The organism is Rummeliibacillus sp. G93, assembly GCF_023515935.1.
GTDB classification, from domain to species: Bacteria; Bacillota; Bacilli; order Bacillales_A; family Planococcaceae; genus Rummeliibacillus; species Rummeliibacillus stabekisii.
In genome coordinates this window covers 795,760-810,467 of the sequence record NZ_CP097314.1, presented here as the reverse complement: position 1 = coordinate 810,467, position 14,708 = coordinate 795,760, and the positions used below count along the sequence as shown (strand labels likewise).

The 14,708-nt window shown below is 36.5% G+C and carries 24 protein-coding genes; 4 read left to right on the top strand and 20 right to left on the bottom strand.

Annotation, left to right across the window (positions count from 1 at the left end; all coding sequences use genetic code 11):
* Positions 1–168 precede the first annotated feature (168 nt).
* Positions 169–1,278, top strand: a complete 1,110-nt coding sequence (locus tag M2M59_RS03925) for a Ger(x)C family spore germination protein (RefSeq protein ID WP_371923812.1) — start codon at positions 169–171, stop codon at positions 1,276–1,278.
* A 77-nt stretch (positions 1,279–1,355) separates the two neighbouring features.
* Here the strand turns inward: M2M59_RS03925 and M2M59_RS03920 are convergent, their stop codons facing one another.
* From M2M59_RS03920 to M2M59_RS03830, 19 genes are all read right to left on the bottom strand, one after another.
* Positions 1,356–1,547, bottom strand: a complete 192-nt coding sequence (locus M2M59_RS03920) for a DUF3954 domain-containing protein (RefSeq protein WP_249775578.1) — start codon at positions 1,545–1,547, stop codon at positions 1,356–1,358.
* A 145-nt stretch (positions 1,548–1,692) separates the two neighbouring features.
* A complete protein-coding gene (locus tag M2M59_RS03915) occupies positions 1,693–1,875 on the bottom strand; it encodes a hypothetical protein (protein WP_249775577.1) in 183 nt (60 codons plus the stop codon).
* A gap of 19 nt (positions 1,876–1,894) precedes the next feature.
* Entirely contained in the window at positions 1,895–2,071 is a 177-nt protein-coding gene (locus M2M59_RS03910) for a DUF6877 family protein (protein ID WP_249775576.1), read from the bottom strand.
* A complete protein-coding gene (locus tag M2M59_RS03905; protein ID WP_149032030.1) occupies positions 2,034–2,234 on the bottom strand; it encodes a DUF6011 domain-containing protein in 201 nt (66 codons plus the stop codon). The genes M2M59_RS03910 and M2M59_RS03905 overlap by 38 nt, the downstream gene beginning before the upstream one ends.
* A 156-nt stretch (positions 2,235–2,390) precedes the next feature.
* Positions 2,391–3,830: a DNA cytosine methyltransferase gene (locus tag M2M59_RS03900; protein WP_249775575.1), complete on the bottom strand. Its 1,440-nt coding sequence runs from the start codon at positions 3,828–3,830 to the stop codon at positions 2,391–2,393.
* Positions 3,830–4,039 carry a hypothetical protein gene (locus M2M59_RS03895; protein WP_249775574.1) on the bottom strand — a complete coding sequence of 70 codons (210 nt, stop codon included), beginning with the start codon at positions 4,037–4,039 and terminating at the stop codon, positions 3,830–3,832. Before M2M59_RS03895 ends, M2M59_RS03900 begins: the two co-directional genes overlap by 1 nt.
* Positions 4,036–4,395 carry a YopX family protein gene (locus tag M2M59_RS03890; RefSeq protein ID WP_249775573.1) on the bottom strand — a complete coding sequence of 120 codons (360 nt, stop codon included), beginning with the start codon at positions 4,393–4,395 and terminating at the stop codon, positions 4,036–4,038. The genes M2M59_RS03895 and M2M59_RS03890 overlap by 4 nt, the downstream gene beginning before the upstream one ends.
* Positions 4,395–4,586 carry a hypothetical protein gene (locus M2M59_RS03885; protein WP_371923805.1) on the bottom strand — a complete coding sequence of 64 codons (192 nt, stop codon included), beginning with the start codon at positions 4,584–4,586 and terminating at the stop codon, positions 4,395–4,397. Before M2M59_RS03885 ends, M2M59_RS03890 begins: the two co-directional genes overlap by 1 nt.
* 12 nt (positions 4,587–4,598) lie before the next feature.
* Positions 4,599–5,465 (bottom strand): P-loop NTPase family protein, encoded by an 867-nt coding sequence (locus M2M59_RS03880; RefSeq protein WP_249775571.1) that lies wholly within the window; start codon positions 5,463–5,465, stop codon positions 4,599–4,601.
* A complete protein-coding gene (locus M2M59_RS03875; RefSeq protein WP_249775570.1) occupies positions 5,407–6,210 on the bottom strand; it encodes a DnaD domain-containing protein in 804 nt (267 codons plus the stop codon). The genes M2M59_RS03880 and M2M59_RS03875 overlap by 59 nt, the downstream gene beginning before the upstream one ends.
* A 19-nt stretch (positions 6,211–6,229) precedes the next feature.
* Positions 6,230–6,397 (bottom strand): hypothetical protein, encoded by a 168-nt coding sequence (locus tag M2M59_RS03870; protein WP_249775569.1) that lies wholly within the window; start codon positions 6,395–6,397, stop codon positions 6,230–6,232.
* Between the two features lie 3 nt (positions 6,398–6,400).
* Positions 6,401–7,207 carry a recombination protein RecT gene (gene recT / locus M2M59_RS03865; RefSeq protein ID WP_249775568.1) on the bottom strand — a complete coding sequence of 269 codons (807 nt, stop codon included), beginning with the start codon at positions 7,205–7,207 and terminating at the stop codon, positions 6,401–6,403.
* Positions 7,208–7,209: 2 nt separating this feature from the next.
* Positions 7,210–8,145 (bottom strand): YqaJ viral recombinase family nuclease, encoded by a 936-nt coding sequence (locus M2M59_RS03860; RefSeq protein WP_249775567.1) that lies wholly within the window; start codon positions 8,143–8,145, stop codon positions 7,210–7,212.
* A 75-nt stretch (positions 8,146–8,220) separates the two neighbouring features.
* Complete coding sequence (locus M2M59_RS03855; protein ID WP_150283764.1) at positions 8,221–8,412, bottom strand: hypothetical protein; 192 nt, start codon at positions 8,410–8,412, stop codon at positions 8,221–8,223.
* 299 nt (positions 8,413–8,711) lie between these two features.
* Positions 8,712–8,978, bottom strand: coding sequence for a hypothetical protein (locus M2M59_RS03850; protein ID WP_249775566.1), 267 nt, complete (start codon positions 8,976–8,978; stop codon positions 8,712–8,714).
* The gene (locus M2M59_RS03845; protein ID WP_249775565.1) at positions 8,975–9,499 is read right to left on the bottom strand and encodes an XRE family transcriptional regulator; all 525 of its coding nucleotides are present in this window, start codon (positions 9,497–9,499) and stop codon (positions 8,975–8,977) included. Before M2M59_RS03845 ends, M2M59_RS03850 begins: the two co-directional genes overlap by 4 nt.
* Before the next feature lie 74 nt (positions 9,500–9,573).
* On the bottom strand, positions 9,574–9,843 hold the full coding sequence (locus tag M2M59_RS03840) for a group-specific protein (protein ID WP_150283761.1): 270 nt from the start codon (positions 9,841–9,843) through the stop codon (positions 9,574–9,576).
* A complete protein-coding gene (locus M2M59_RS03835) occupies positions 9,843–10,625 on the bottom strand; it encodes a phage antirepressor (protein ID WP_249775564.1) in 783 nt (260 codons plus the stop codon). The genes M2M59_RS03840 and M2M59_RS03835 overlap by 1 nt, the downstream gene beginning before the upstream one ends.
* A 12-nt stretch (positions 10,626–10,637) precedes the next feature.
* Complete coding sequence (locus M2M59_RS03830) at positions 10,638–10,877, bottom strand: helix-turn-helix transcriptional regulator (RefSeq protein WP_249775563.1); 240 nt, start codon at positions 10,875–10,877, stop codon at positions 10,638–10,640.
* A 244-nt stretch (positions 10,878–11,121) separates the two neighbouring features.
* On the opposite strand from M2M59_RS03830, the gene M2M59_RS03825 reads away from it, so the two are divergent.
* From M2M59_RS03825 to M2M59_RS03815, 3 genes are read left to right on the top strand one after another with little or no spacing between them, the layout of a single operon-like run.
* Positions 11,122–11,544, top strand: coding sequence for a helix-turn-helix domain-containing protein (locus M2M59_RS03825; RefSeq protein ID WP_223823513.1), 423 nt, complete (start codon positions 11,122–11,124; stop codon positions 11,542–11,544).
* A gap of 17 nt (positions 11,545–11,561) precedes the next feature.
* Complete coding sequence (locus M2M59_RS03820) at positions 11,562–11,993, top strand: ImmA/IrrE family metallo-endopeptidase (protein ID WP_150283758.1); 432 nt, start codon at positions 11,562–11,564, stop codon at positions 11,991–11,993.
* 44 nt (positions 11,994–12,037) lie between these two features.
* Positions 12,038–13,141 (top strand): site-specific integrase, encoded by a 1,104-nt coding sequence (locus M2M59_RS03815; RefSeq protein ID WP_150283757.1) that lies wholly within the window; start codon positions 12,038–12,040, stop codon positions 13,139–13,141.
* 74 nt (positions 13,142–13,215) lie between these two features.
* Here the strand turns inward: M2M59_RS03815 and M2M59_RS03810 are convergent, their stop codons facing one another.
* On the bottom strand, positions 13,216–14,565 hold the full coding sequence (locus M2M59_RS03810; RefSeq protein WP_147194443.1) for a TrkH family potassium uptake protein: 1,350 nt from the start codon (positions 14,563–14,565) through the stop codon (positions 13,216–13,218).
* Positions 14,566–14,708: the final 143 nt, after the last annotated feature.

The following is a 14,708-nucleotide window of genomic DNA, read 5'->3' as shown; positions in this document are numbered from 1 at the left end:
CTTTCAACACATTTGTCCAACTTTTAAAATCCATTTCAAATAGTTAAAGACAAGGAAAAATTAATAATGGCTGTTCTTTGTCTGAAATTTAATAAACTGTTCCATACTGAAAAATAAGAAATGTAATGTACTTTCTAGATTCGATTAGTGTAATTGTGATTCGGAAAGATAAAGGAGGGACACAAAATTCGTAAAGCAATTATTTTCTTTCTTACAAGTTCTTTGTTCCTTAGCGGGTGTTCGGATCAACGACTATACAAAGAACTCTCCGTGATTTCCGTAGTTGGCATAGGTGGACACATTGGAGAACTTAAAGCCTACTACGCTTACCCTAGCTCAGGTACTGACCCTACTCAATATATAGTACTTGAGGGCGAGGGCAAAACAGCGAGAGAAGTAAGGATTGATGCCAATAAAAAAACAGAGCAAACTATGGACATAGCTGAATTGACGACAATTTTAGTTAGTGAAGAAACAGCTAAAGGTGATTTATATGCTTTGTTGGATGTTTATTATCGGTCGGCTCAAAGTCCCACGACAGCAAAGATTGTGGTTACAGAGGGCACATCAAGAAGGTTTTTAGAATTAAAAGAAACGATACCAAAGGAAATTGGCGAGTATTATTTAGATTTTGTACAGAGTTTTGAGGATGCAACTATAGTTCCTGAAATAAATTTGGAGACGGCAGCTGATCTCATGTTTAGCGAAGGAAGAGACCTTGCTTTACCATACTTAAAAACGAGTAGTGACAAGGCGCTTCCTCAATTAGAAGGATTAGCTTTATTTAATGGAAAAAAATATACGGGTGAATACCTTACACTTAGAGAATCCACATTTGCTACATTATTAGGCTATAGAAAAGCAAGAATTGTTGAATTAGCTTATTTGTGGGATAAGCAAGGGAAAAATATACCTGTTGCATTTGACGTCATCCGTTTTAAGAAAAAGAAAAAAGTAATACAGGAAGGAGATAACATAAAAATCCAGTATAATATTAATATGCCAATAACAGTGACAGAATACCCACCAGATCATTTAGATAGAAAGCAAGTAAGGAAACCATTAGAGGAATTTATTGAAGATAGCGTAGAAAAAGACATCGCTAGAATGTTTAAAAAAATCCAAGAGGCTTCTTCCGATATACTCGGGATTGGTGAATATATCCGGGCTTATTATCCGCAATTATGGAGAGAGGGAAAATGGAAGGATATATATAAAGACATCAAAATTGAAGCAAAAGTAAACGTGGATATCGTCCGTAGTGGAAGTATAAGATAATTTAAAGAAGGAGTTGCCATCATTCTGATGGAACTCCCTTCGTGTTTTAATATATAAACATCCTACCTAAAATCTTTTCAAAACTTCTGCGTATATTTAATCTCAGAATGTGTCGGCTCACCCTTATGCCAACTAATCTCCTGCTTGCCATAACCACTTGGCGGCGGGTCTACTGAAATAATCCTACCTCCGGCAACAACATATACAGCATTATCATGTAAATCAATTTCGGCAATCATATCGGAATCTTGTTGAATGTTTTTGACCATATTACGCCTCCGCTCTGATGATTTTTATAATAAACGAATCTTTATGGATTCTTATCCGTATAATTAATATCCGATTGATAATAATAAAGGTGGACGGTCTCCTAACCGTCTGCTCCTAATAGGCTCTTGCACGCTTGAACTTGTTTCAAGCGTGTTTTCTTTTGTTCAATTCCATTAGCACCGCATAAGCGCCACCGTTTTTATTTTCAGTTTGGATCTTGCTAATTTGCTTCCAACCGCGAGTTTCATAGTCATCAATCCTTTTTTGCAAGTCCATTGCTGTATAGCCACGAAGAATCTTTCTTCCAGCATCTCTTCCCCAAGCCATCTAATCACCTCATCCTTTTTTATTTTTGCTCTAATACACGTTCGACATTTCTCATGTATCTTAATTGCTGTTCAATGTACGGCCCTTCCGGTTTTCCACCACTTGCTAGATAATCTGCAATACGCTTGTCCACATCTTGCAGTACTTCAATTGGCATCTTAGGAGCAAGCTGCGCTATTTGTTCCGCTAATGACATCATTTTCACCGCCTAAAATATCGAAAATTGTTACTTGGTTCTTCAAAAAGTCTTCTTCTGCTTTTCGTACCCGACAAGTTGGACCAATACCAAACTTTATGGATCGCTTGGATTTTAAAGGCCGGTTACACCGTGCGCAAAGGCATATACTTTCATCATTCATTTTCTTTACGCCTCCATTGCCATCTTGATAGCAAGGCACATCCATGCAACCGTGACTGTTACAATTATTAATTCAAACACTGACAATGCTCTTACCTCACTTTCTGATTTCAAAATCTTGCGAACTTTTATAGCCTTTCTTCTTCATAAACACAATCTAATGTGCCATTGAATATCTTGTTTCTTGAACACAGTATTCTGGTAAATTTGCTCTTACTAAAGCTTCAGCAAATGGTGGAGGTACTGCATTACCGCAACGTGCCACTTGAGCTGTCTTAGGATAAGTTTTTCCTTCAAAATCTCTGTCAATTACATAATCTTTAGGAAACCCTTGAGCTGCAAATAGTTCGTGAGGTTGAAGCATTCTCATACCGATATCAACAATTTTGTAATCTTGTCCATGAATTGTTACTAATCCAAATCGATCTCTGGTAGTAATGGTATGCAACGGTTCATCTATCTGTTGACCAGTGTCGGACCCATAATATTTAGTTAAAAATGCATTCACTAAACCAAATCGATTTGCAGTTGGAATTGTCGCAATAGGCTCTTTTAATGTCTGTCCCCGTACACCGTTTTTAGTTGTTTCAGTATAGTAAGTGGCCAAAAATGGAGTTACTATCGCATGATGTCCTCCGGTAGTTATTGTCTTGATGGGTTCGTCTAATTTACTCCCAGTATGACCTGTTGTATTTACTAGAAGTGTAGGCGTTACTAAACAATGCTCTGCTTTTGTTGTAATAGTAGTTAATGGTTTATTAATTTGATATTGGAGTCTATCTCCACCAAAACCAGTTTGGCCAATACGAACTATAAATGGAGAAGGGTTATTGACTACAAATCTTTCTATACCTCTTGCAATTCTTCTCATAGTATTTTCTGCTAGTGGCCTTTTCCTATCAAAAATTGACGGCGTTCCAATCGACCAATCAATAATCTCGCTTGCAGTTCTCCATGGCTTTAATTTACCTGCCTGTACTTCTAAGCTAACTGGATCTCCATGGGTAGGCTTTGGCCACACTATTGGACATCCGTCGCAACGGGCAATCATAAAAAATCTTTTTCGAATTGTTGGCGCTCCATAATCGCATGCTCTTAATTCTTTAAACTCTACTTGGTATCCTAGTGATTCTAAAGCTTTAACAAATGATTCAAATGTCTTTCCTTTTTTATTTGCATCTGGATAACCATCTTTGGTTAAAGGTCCCCAAGTCTTAAACTCTTCTACATTCTCTAACATTATTACTCTAGGTTTTACTGCAATAGCCCACCTGACTGCAATCCACGCAAGCCCTCTTATTTTTTTCTCAACTGGCTTGCCACCTTTTGCCTTACTGAAATGTTTACAATCTGGTGAAAACCATGCGAGCCCTACTTTTCTGCCCTTGACGGCTTTTATTGGGTCTACATCCCAAACAGATTCACAATAATGCTCTGTGTCCGGGTGATTAACTTTATGCATTTTTATAGCTGCTGGATCATGATTAATTGCAATATCTACAGATAGACCTGTTGCCATCTCTATTCCGGTACTTGCACCCCCACCTCCAGCAAAATTATCGACTATGATTTCTCTAAATAAGTCGAGTTGTTTCATCACGCTACCCCCTTAACCTTGCTTTCACCAGCTAAAAAACTGACTGCATATTCTAAAGCACTATCACGATCTAGCCCTGTGATTTGCATTAACTGCGCTGTGTATTTTTCAAAGTTGTCACCGAATGTCTTATCACCAAACTTTTCATACTGGCAATAAGCGATAACAATCTGATCAATAATGTATTGGATGCTGTTTGTTGGTTTCATCCTACATTCACTCCTTCCAATAGCTCTGGATTTTGGTATACATTGCCGATGACTACGGAATTGTAAATTCTGTATTCGTCATATAAGAAGGTGTATTCATCACCGTTTTTTAACCAATAGACACAATCCGAATATACGACTTCACCTACGAACGCTTGGTTTTGGTTATATACATCTTTGTAATTTTGTTGAACAATATCCCCTTCAAAAATCTCACGTCCGTTACTGTCTTTAAGACCAGTGTATTGACTAAGAATGCACCTTTCCGCTTCACTATCCAGAATGCTATCCATTGTGAAATTGTAGATAAATTCTTTTCGTTCTTTTAACCAACTACGAAACTTAATTTCCCTCATCATTTAGCCTCCTCTTTCAATTCCAATAGAGCATGAAAGCAATTCTGCCCTGTATAACGTGCGATTTGTAATGCTTCATGTGGTGTAAAGCCTTCATCTTCTACCAAGTGTGCAAGCCCTGTCGCAATAAGCTGTACTCCGAAACTTGTATCAATTAGTTCTGCAGCTACTTTTGTTGTGATTTGTGACATCATTTAGCCTCCTTAAAATTCAACTTTCGATGGCCGTTTATCCACCGATTCTTTAAAAACAATTGATTCAATATTCACCATCGCTCGGCTAATCATCTTCTTGTCATACATGCCGGCATGATGTTTTCCTTCTTTATCTACATAGCCAGTTAATCGCTTACCTGAAAGGTTTGTAGTGACGATGGTAGATTTATCTTGCCTAGCATTAAAAATGCTTCTTAGTACATTACTGGTGTATTCTGATGCACGTTTATTTGAGTAAATATCGCCTGTTTCAGCTCCTAAATCGTCTAGGACTAACAGATCCACTTCTCCGCAAAGGGTAGTGAAATACTCTACTGTGTAAATACTTTCGTTATTATCGAAAGAATCTTTTATAAGTTCCATCATTCTAGCTACATCAATGAATAGGCATGATGTTTCTTGATTACCAAATTGATTGACCGTCTTAACAATGCTCATTGCTAAGTGGGATTTCCCAACCCCTGTTTCTGCTGATTGGATCCATGTGTTAAATACGTCACCCTCGCAATACCTTCTGGCTACATTCCTAGCGTGTTCCTTATTTCTTTTTTCTTCTGCATTCGTAGGCTGGAATTTATCAAATGTCGCAAACTTTATCGTGTTGTCCTGGATAATCGATTTTTTAACAAGCGTGTTATGCTTCTTTGCACGATCCGCATCTAAGATTTGGCGAGAAAATGATTCTGATAGCTTTTTGGTTTCCGCATCTCTCCAACAGATTGGGCAATAGCTTTCGCCAGTTTCTTGACCACCTGGCATGTACAAATAATTCATCTTGTGAATCTCACAATGTTTACTAGAATCCCACATCAACATTTCCGACTTTAGCAGTTCCGGTTGGTTGATTGTTTTCATTGTTGCCACCTCGTTTATTAGATTCATAGATTTCAGCTTGTTGACGAGTAGTTACTAAGTTCTTTTGCCAACCATTTAATATCGATGTGGCGTATCTCATTGGATTTGATACTTTCGGATTTAAAGCTGTGATTTCAAAAGCATATAAAACTAAATCCGTATCGAAATCATCAACCAACCCGCCAAGCATTTCTCCAATGATTGGACTTACTAGAGAAAAATTGCTTTCATAAAAGTCTTTTATCTTAACAAACTCTGAATCTATGGTTGGTTGAAGTTTAGTATTACTTAAAGGTTTAGTATTACTTAAAGGTTTAGTATTACTTAAAGATTTAGTATTACTATTGTCCGTTTTTCCTACGTAGGGTTTTCCTATGTTGGGATTCCCTACGTTGGAATTTCGGATGTAGGACTTTCCATCGTAGTTATCGTATAAGTAAGGTTCAACTGTATAGATATAACCTTTCAAATGGCCTTTATCATCCCGAGTGCGTTCTCCTCGAATTAAGTAACCTGAATCTAAGAGTTCTTTTATTATTGCTTTAACACTTGCTTTTCCGTTTGTTCCTCGGTTCACGATGTCAGCTTCGTAAAACTTCCAATCATCCGGTTTACTTAGCAAATACGCCATTAATCCTTTAGCTTGCCAAGAAAGATTTTCATTATTGATAATTTCATTGTCAATCTGTGTAAAGGCACGTTGCTTCCGACTTTTCCGTAATATATTTTCATTAAGTTGATCCATTTCGCACCTTCTTTTTTGTTTAAATTCTATTAGTCTCGCAAATTGCTAATCTTTTGCTAACTTTAATCACTCGATAACCGTCATAGCGCTTCATATATTCGAGTACAAGTCTTTTAATTTCATCTTTATCGCCTTGAGCCTGCTCGAAAATCCATGCAGGCAGGACGACTTTTGTTTGTGTATTCATCGTTTATGCTTCTGTTGCTTCGGCTTCTAAAATCTCATCAGGCGCCTGCACAAAAACATCTTCTTCTGGTGTTACATCTTTAATGCTTCGACCGACTCCTTCGTCATAAGCTACTTGCTCTTGCATTTCTACACTTATCGGAAGGTACTTCCACATATGACGGACCACTGTTTTCTTAGCCATTTCTTCATAATCTGTAGACCAAGGAGAATAATTTGAGTTTGCAGCCTTAGAACGACCTTTACGCTTTTCAATATCTGCCTTACTCATAAACTCAAATTGATGACCCCCATCTTTGAAATGTGCTACTGCATAGGCTCCTATGAAAGCCCCTTTATCTGTTGACATTGTTGGTGTATGTTTAAGCTTTGGTTCCAGACCTAGTTCATAATCAAATTCATCATTTTCATAGACTGCATGGGAATAGATGGATTGGATGTGTCCACTTCGTCTAGCAAGATCAATCATTCCTTTATAACCAATGATAAATTGAACTTCTGTGATTCCTTTTTTACTGTTTTTGAAGGGCAGTAAGTAGCATTGGCCAAGTAAGCCAGGTTCTAATCCTAGTTGGGCCGCTTGCATGACAGCCCCAAGTAAACTTGAAACATCGGCTTCACGTAGTGCAGGGGTTGTCCTAATTGTTGTCATGGCTAAACGTGTTAAACGGTCAACACTCATATGCTTTGGTAATGCTTCTGCCATAGCAGGAGCCATTTGTTTCATATAATCCTCAATAGTCTTTGGTTTTTTCGTTTGAGCTGGTGCCTGCTGCTTCATTTGTTCTTTCAATTCAGTTGTAGTTGCCATAATTAATTAGCCTCCTTAATTTTCAATACACGTGCATTTGATTCTTTTGTATATTTCTCGTAAACATCCGGCGCTTCTGCCTTCAATCGTTTGCTATCAATTGTTTTTCGTGTTTGTGATTTATAAGTAACTTTAAACCGTTCTGAGTAGCCTTCTGATGCACTTTCTAGTTGCATCTTAAGTTTGTTCTCGTACTCTTTTAATTGGCTTTCTAGGCTCTTCTTTTCTGATTTGAGTGACTCTATTGCTTCAATTAATGTGTTAGCTTGTTCATCCAATACAATTGCTGATCCATCGTCTTCTGGATAGAGCTTTTGCAATAACTCAGCTGCCGATGGACTACCGTCAATTTCTGGAGGGTTTTCTGGAAGTACGTGATTTTCCCAGAAATTCTTTTCGTGATTAATGAGCAAATCTATAAATTCGTCATCACGCTCAATCTCTTTCCAAACAAATTGATTTCCTCCGATTAATACAGCTATATAGGCTTTTTCATAGCCAGTGACAGCTAGATAGTGCTGTACTTGGCAAATATAAGCCGCAGGCACACTATCTCCATCCCAAACATCTTTGTTATAAGTCGAGGTTGTTTTACATTCGAGTAATGCTTTTTCACCGACCACAACACGATCTAGGTTTGCTTGAATAAATGGGTAATCTTTATGCTTAAGCATTTTGTTCATTCGGCGCACCTTTTTGCCAGTTCGCACTTCAAACTCTTTTGCTACAATGTCTTCTAAAACGTTCCCCCAATAAATAAATTCATTGTCGATTTCTTCAACATGCTCCCCTGTTTTTTCAAGATAAAGTTGGAATGGTGATTTCCATTTGTTAAATCCTAAAATGACGGAGCTATCACTACCGCCAATCCCTTTCTGGCGTTGTTTCAACCAATCATGTCGAGACATATCAACTGTTGAAATAAAATTTTGAACCATGCATTTTCTCTCCTTTCGTGATATAATCACGTAAATATTGTTTGTAATGGAGACCACTCTCGCGAAGTGGTCTTTTTATATTTCTTGCAAAGCCCCAACCTTCTTAAGATGACTTTCGAGACACGTTGTGCAGCAAAATAAATCATCCTCAAACAACACACCTTCAAACCCTTGAAATACAAGATCTCTACATTCAACACAACGCCCAACCGGGGTTGCATACGATTCTTCAAAACCTCGCCCGGTAACCATTGGGTTTTCTAACATAGTTTCTCCTCTCCTTTCGTTTTTTTGATGCCATTAACTCGCATCATGAAACACATGAGTTGATAAACAAATTGGAGGCTTTTTCACCTCTTTATATGGATTTTGTCTCATGTGCTTCATGACAGGAGCTATCCTGTCGTGTTATAATGAATTAACAAAAGATTTATCACGTGTAGCTGGTTAACTCCCTTAAGTTAGCCGGCTATTTTTCATTTTCATGCCTGTATGAGAAAATCATTGATGTAAGAACGACAGCAACCGCAACTGCTAAACTTACGATGATTAACATATCTAAGCGATCATACATATCTCGCCACCACCTTTAAGTTAATCCCTTGTTGAACCATCATCTTCGCTGTTTCCTCGAACCTGTCATACTCCCGTTTCTTGCGTCTCAATTTGCAAAGCTGCTTTATTAAAAGATTCATACGCTCCGTAGTTATTTCTGCTGCTCCATATTTTCCTTGTTGCAGTTGTATTAATAATTCGTTCTGTACTAAATCAATCTTTTCATGTAGTTTTTCTGCCATTCTCCAATCTTCCGGTTGAAAATTTAATCTGTTCATTGTAACCATCCTCTCGCCTTCCATCTTGGTGTCATTGCTTTCATACGTTTTTTAATCGAAATACCATAATCCTCTTGCAACTGGGTTAACCAATTTTCTAAGGACAATCGAGCATCCAATATTTCATCAAAGGCTTTTACCATGAGCTCTCTTTCGTGTTTCTCCATTGCTTGTGGTGGTTTGGTGAAATCCACCTCTTTCAAGGCTTCAAGTGCTTCTTCAAACTGCTTTTTCAACATAGCTAGCAAAGATAATCGATGCCAATCGACTGCTTTTCCATCCATCATCGGAACAGCGAAGCCATCACTAAACTTATGAAGAATTTCCATTGTGTAACGCGGGTTATCATACATAGCGACTGACTCCCGCGCAATGTCCTGCTGCATAACTCTTCTGTCGTTTTTCATATGACTGACCATTTGAGGACTTAGGTTTAAATCAAAAGCTAGTTGATCGTTTGTAAGTTCCTCGTCTTTCTCTAATACTCTGATTGCATTACCTACATTTGCTGATTTTTTCATCTCTATCTCCCCCTTATTTGTATTGCTTGAAGTTACATAGATACTAGTAAACTTGTTAAGATGCAGTTAGTTAATTAGTTAGTTGATTGTTTTTTTAGCCATTGAAGTAAAAATTCCGTTGCTTCTTTTGCTGGTATCAACCATTTAGTCCCGACTTTGTATTTTGGGAAATCCGGTAAGAAAAAGAATGTCTCTAAAATAAAACCTCTCGACATACACGTCTTTTCACAAAGTGTTTTCACGTCCCAGAAGACAAATTCGCTTTCAATTTTTCTTACTGCAAGTTGAATTTCTTCTCGAGCAATGTCTAGCACTTGTTGTTCATCAATTTGGACTTGTAGCATTATATAGCACGCTCCTTACTTGCTAATTTATTCAAGAAATAAAGTTGTCCCTTACCTGTTACTTTTGGAGTTTTACTAATAGTAGTAAGTCCATTCGAACGAGGAACTGGCGTTTCTTTTATTTCAAATAATCCGAGATCCATACTTCTCTGCGTTGGCATGTTGTAATCAGTACCGAGGCGTTTAATTAAGTAGCCTTTTTCACGAAGCCATGCGAATAGGCGTTTTTCTCCGAAATCAATGCCGTTTTGTTTAAGGAGTTTTGCTAATTCACGAACTAAAATTGATGTTTGGCTCGTTTCTATTAATTCAGCAAATAATACTTTTGGACGTTGCTGTTGAATAATTTCTTGAGCTTCTTGGTTTGCTAACTCTGCAGCACGACGTTTTTCTTGTTCTTCTTTTAATCCATTGAGTATGCCAATTAAGAAGTCAGGATCTTGCATTGTTTGTTCCAATGTCTCCGGCGTTAGGTATGCGCCATGCTTTCGAATAGTTGGTATTACTTCGTGTGTTATCCAACGTTTAAATTGTTTTGCTTCTGGCTTACGACTTGCTAGGACTAAAGAATATAAACCATATTCACTGACCACATTGGTAAATCCTTGGCGACCTAAGTTGAACTTAGTCCGTTCATCATCGTCTAATCGGGACAGCACAACGGTTGGATTTGTGAGATCCAGCACTTTGCAAATGTCTATCGCGACAAACCATGGTTCTCCATTTTGTTGGATAACTCTTACATTTTGATTTTCAAAATTAAACATTTGTAGTTCATTCATTCGATTCACTCCTTAAATAGCTTGTTTATTTTTGATACATTTTGTATCAATATCTATAAAAAAAATATCCGGAAATAAGTCTTTCATTGATTCGTTAAATAATTTTTCGTATTTAACCATTAATGTTACAGAAGGATTTCTATCTCCACTTTCAATTTTTCTAACGTGGATTTCCGAGATACCAAGTTTTTCTGCCAACTCCGCTTGGGTTAATGTTGAGCCCTTTCGAAGTTCAATTAACTTTGTACGCAATTTTATCACCTCTTTTTTGATACGTTTTGTATCTGTAATTAGAATATATCAGATACATTTCGTATCGTCAACTGTTTTTGATACATTTTGTATCTTTTTATATTTTCGATACTTTTTGTATCTGTAAGAATATATAATGGGTATATAAAAAGTGTATACATTTTGTATACATAAAGTGTACAAAGTTTATAAGAAATTTATAAATTCTTTTACACTTTTCTATATAAATTTGAGGTGGATAATAGTGCTATCTGAAAACTTAAAGAAATTTAGAGGCAAACGAACACAAGAGGAAATTGCTAAGAAGTTAGGAATTTCAAGAGCAAGATATTCTCACTATGAGAACGGGCTTAGAGAACCGGATACCAATTTGCTTGAAACGATGGCAGATTTATTTGGAGTGACGATTGATGATTTACTAGGAAGAAAAAACAATACAGCAACAACAAATACTAGACAAACACCTAACAAGGAAGAAAAAGATATCGCAAAACGACTGGAAGCTTTTAAAAATGAAATTGAAAATTCAGATGGCCTTGCATTTGATGGCGAACCAATCTCTGATGAAGCAAAAGAATCGTTAATCGAATCAATGGAACATATTTTCCGCCAAACACAAAGGATAAATAAGAAATACATACCTAATAAATTTAAAGACAACGATTAGGATTGTGGGGCGAGTTTATGTTAAAAAGCATTGTAATGGATTTAAAGAAAAAATACAAAACTGAAAATCCTTATGAGATAGCTGCTTGTAAAAAAATCAATGTGATTGGATGGAATCTTCATGATGATATTAGAGGATTTTATAAATACGATCGTCGTAATAAATACATTGTAATTAATGATAACCTATCTCAAGAAGCACAAAGAGTGGTTTGTGCGCATGAATTAGGCCATGCAATTTTGCATGCTAGGCATAATACACCATTAATGCGAAAAAACACGTTCCTATCAATTTCTAAAATTGAAATTGAAGCAAATACATTTGCTGCAGAACTATTAATTTCTGATGAATCAATAAGAGAATGTGAAAATTTATCTATTAAACAAATAGCCGCTTTACATAACGTGCCAGTGGAGCTTGTTGAACTAAAATGTAAACGGTTATTTTAATACTCATAAAAAGAACATACGTTTCAAAAATAGGTGGTGTTAACATGGCATATTTCAGAAAGCGAAGTAATTCATGGGAGTATCGAATAAAATATACGGAAAGTGGTAAACAAAAAACACTCTCTAAGAGTGGATTTAAAACCAAAATGGAAGCGAAGAAGGCTGCTACACTTATAGAAGAAAAATTATTCAAAGGTGGTATATCTGCTGTAAAGAGAGGCGATATCCTTTTCGAAGATTGGTTAGAAAAATATATTGAAATTAAAAATGTACATCGAAGAGAATCAAGCAATGTATCAGCGCGTAATGGTCAAGAAAAACTGTTACAGCAGTATAAAGGATATAAACTAAATCAAATTAAAAGAACGGACTATCAAATTTTTATAAACGATTTACTTTTTGTTAAAGGCTATTCTAAGAATACTGTCTCTCGCATTCATGGAGAAATGATGGGAATTTTAAATAGTGCTGTAGAAAATGATGAATTGGATAGAAACATTTTAAGTGGTGTAGAAATTAAAAAAGAAGAGAAAGAAAAAGTGGTATACCTACGGAAAGAAGAAGTAAAACAATTACTAGAAGCTATTCAGGAAGAAAAGATTTTTAAAAGAGTGATGGTTTCTATATTATTGCGTACCGGCTTACGAAGTGGGGAGTTATTAGGATTAACATGGTCGCATCTCGATTTGGATAAAGGTTTCTTAACAGTAGATCAGCAACGTTTACGAAATGGTTTGGGACCACCAAAAACAAAAAATGCTTATCGCACAATAGCAATTGATGAAACTTTGAGAAATGAACTGCGAGAGTATAAATGCTGGCAAGAAGAAAATCAGAAAGCTAACCCTCACTACATTGAAAGTGAATATGTAATGGTAGATGAGAGCGGTAAACCTTTTTATCATACAAAGCCTCAGGACCTCATGATTAACTTACTAAGAAAAGCAAAATTGAATGAACGAAAGTCCGCCCATCTATTACGACACACACATGCTGTTATGCTCCTTGAAGCTGGTGTTGATATAAAAACAGTAAGTGAGCGACTTGGACATTCTGATATTCAAATGACAGGTAATACTTATTTGCATATCTCTGAAAATCATGAGAGAAAATCTGTAGATTTATTCGATTCCTATCTAAAAAAATAACAAAAGGGGTCAAAAAGGGGTCAAAACCAATGACTACACCTTCTGAACCCTTTTGTATCAAGGCTTTTTATTGATTATCCAATAATAACCCGTTCCTTCGGATAATGATATTTCGTCTGTTTCGCTTTTCCGCCAAGAGAGTAAAGGAATGAAATCATTCCTACCCTGCCTATAAACATTAAGAAAATCATAACAACTTTCCCAATGCTAGAAAGGTGCTCAGTTAACCCTAATGACATACCACATGTACCGAACGCTGATGTGATTTCAAAGAGAATTTCAATCAACGATGCATGCGATTCAGTTAATGATAAGATCATTGTTGCTAATACTACTAAGCATGTAGACAAAATAATCACCACATAGGATCGAAAAACATCCAGGACATGGATTTCACGATGAAAAATTTGAATATCCTGCTTATTTCGTGCAAAGTTGATTAAAAATAAAATAGCAATCGCTAAAGTGGTTGTACGAATACCTCCACCAACAGAACTTGGAGACGCACCAATAAACATTAATAGGCTTAAAAAGATATCTGTCGCTTGATGGAACTGCGTTACATCAATAGTCGTTAATCCTGCTGAACGTGCAGAGACTGAATGAAACATAGCTGTAAAGAATGCTTGATGCCAGCTCATCCCTTTAAATGCATTGAATGCCTCAAGTAACAGGATAACTGCTGTCCCCACTATGAATAAAATAGCGTAGGTAGACGTGGTAATTTTTGTAAAAAGAGAAAATTTAAAGTTTGGCGTCTTATTTGACAAAAAGGCCTTCACTTCAATTAATACAGGAAAACCAATAGCACCAAGCGCGATCATAATCATATTGATAACTTGAACAAAATAATCATGTCGGAATAGATACATAGAATTGCCTGTAATATCAAATCCTCCATTAGTAGTCGCTGATATAGCTGCAAAGAAACCATTATAGAGCGCTTCTAAAAATGTATCAAAATACTGAGTGAAATATAGTGTTAAAATCGCAGTGCCTATTAATTCAATCATTAGAAGAAGCTTGATGATTTCTTTAATCAAATGGACAACACCTGATAAATTATATTGATTATGATCCACCATGATTAATTGCCTTTCACGCAGCCCAATCTTCTTTCCAAAAATAAGCCAAGTAAAGGTACCTAATGACATAATACCAATTGCGCCGAGCTGCATAATAACCGACAACATAATAACCCCAAAAACAGAGTATGTTTCAGAAATATTATTTACAGTCAGCCCAGTAACGCTAACAGCACTCACAGCAGTAAATAAACTGTCTAGCAAAGATACATGGACATTTTCCTTATGCACACCAGGTAAAATTAATAAGATGAATGAAATAGCGATCGCTATAAAATAGTAAGTCACGATTGCTTGGAACGGCGTTAACCGCTTTTTAAAACCTTTTGCTGAAGCCATTATTTCGGTCCTTTCATTGTTAACCAAGATACATACACACTATTGTATTGAATAATGAACGAAAAAGGAAGGGTATTAGGGAAAAGATTTACTCTTTGCTATCTTTCCCTTTTTAAGCAAAAAAAAATCCCATTCCCTACTAC